This is a genomic window from Mycobacterium sp. (genome assembly GCF_036490025.1).
Taxonomy (GTDB): domain Bacteria; phylum Actinomycetota; class Actinomycetes; order Mycobacteriales; family Mycobacteriaceae; genus Mycobacterium.
In genome coordinates this window covers 1-1,630 of the sequence record NZ_DASXEP010000161.1, presented here as the reverse complement: position 1 = coordinate 1,630, position 1,630 = coordinate 1, and the positions used below count along the sequence as shown (strand labels likewise).

The window sequence follows — 1,630 nt, the reverse complement described above, 5'->3', positions numbered from 1 at the left end:
GACCGTTGGTCGGTGCCGCTGGTGCACACCGCGCACACCCTGGCCGCGGTGAAGAACGCCGCGCTGGCCGACGGTGACACTCCCGAGCCGCCGCTGCGCACCGTCGGTGAGCAGCAGGTGGTCGACGAAGCCGACCGGTTGATCGCCAACACCGATGACGAAGCCGCACAACTGGTTTCGCTGCACCATGCCGACCCCGCCCGGATCGATACCGCCCACCCGGGCGTCGACTTGGACGTGTTTCGTCCCGGCGATCGCCGTGCCGCCCGGGCCAAGCTGGATCTGCCGTCCGATCAGCATGTGGTGGCCTTCGTCGGACGCATCCAGCCGCTGAAAGGTCCCGACGTGTTGCTGCGCGCGGCGGCCAAACTGCCGGGGGTGCACGTGGTGGTCGCCGGCGGACCATCGGGCAGCGGGCTGGCTGTTCCCGACGGGCTTGTTCGGCTCGCCGCCGAACTGGGTATCTCCGACCGGGTGACGTTCCTGCCGCCGCAGTCGCGGGAAAATCTGGCCACCATGTTCCAGGCCGTCGACGTGGTCGCGGTGCCGAGCTATTCGGAGTCGTTCGGTCTGGTCGCGCTGGAGGCGCAGGCGTGCGGGACGCCGGTGGCCGCCGCGGCTGTCGGCGGGTTGCCGGTTGCGGTGCGCGACGGGTTAACCGGCACGCTGGTGGCGGGTCACGACACCGAGCGCTGGGCGCAGGCCCTCGACGGGCTGTTGCGGCTCGACGCCGCGCCGATGAGTCGCGCGGCGGTCGAGCATGCGGCGACGTTCTCCTGGGACAACACCGTCGACGCGCTGCTGGCCAGCTACCGACGCGCGATCGGCGATTTCAGTGCCCGCCGTTCGGTACGCGGCCTGGCGGCGGCTCGGCGGGCCACGCCCGGCCGATTGCCGTCGCGGCGCAAGGCGTGGGCGTGACTTCAGCCGCCGGTGACGGCGCGCCGGTGACCCACGTCCAGCAGCTGATCGAAGACACCCTGGACACCAACGAGCTGACCTACTCGCGGCACGAGGGCGCCCACGGCGGGCTGCCCGGACTGATCGTGGAGCTGCCCGGCGAGCGCCGGCTCAAGACCAACACGATTCTGAGCATCGGCGAGCATTCGGTACGCGTCGAGGCGTTCGTCTGCCGCAAGCCCGACGAGAACCACGAGGGCGTCTACCGATTCCTGCTCAAGCGCAACCGCCGCCTGTACGGCGTCGCCTACACCCTGGACAACGTCGGCGACATCTATCTGGTCGGCCGGATGGCATTGGCGTCGGTGGACGCCGCCGAAATCGATCGGGTGCTCGGGCAGGTGCTCGAAGCGGTTGACTCCGACTTCAATACGTTGCTGGAGTTGGGTTTTCGGTCGTCGATCCAGAAGGAATGGGATTGGCGGGTGTCGCGCGGTGAGTCGCTGAAGAACCTCGAGGCGTTCGCCCATCTGATCGAAGACGACGATGCAGAGCGCGAAGCGCGATGAGGAGGAGTCGAGTAACTAACTCGACGACGAAGACGACGACGCCTGACACCGTTGCTGGTCGACCGCCGAAGGGTGAGAGACTTTCCGGCATGGTAGAGGCTGCTGCGACGCTGGTGCTGCTCCGGCACGGCGAAAGCGAATGGAACGCCAGTAACCAGTTC

General features: G+C 68.2%; 1 protein-coding gene and 1 pseudogene. Both read left to right on the top strand.

Translation table 11 applies throughout. From position 1 onward, the window contains the following. Nucleotides 1-921: glycosyltransferase (locus VGG53_RS18355; protein WP_331519512.1), on the top strand; the 921-nt coding region annotated here is incomplete at its 5' end. A 26-nt stretch (nt 922-947) separates the two neighbouring features. Then, nucleotides 948-1,488 (top strand): annotated as a pseudogene (locus VGG53_RS18350) (YbjN domain-containing protein). Nucleotides 1,489-1,630 lie beyond the last annotated feature (142 nt).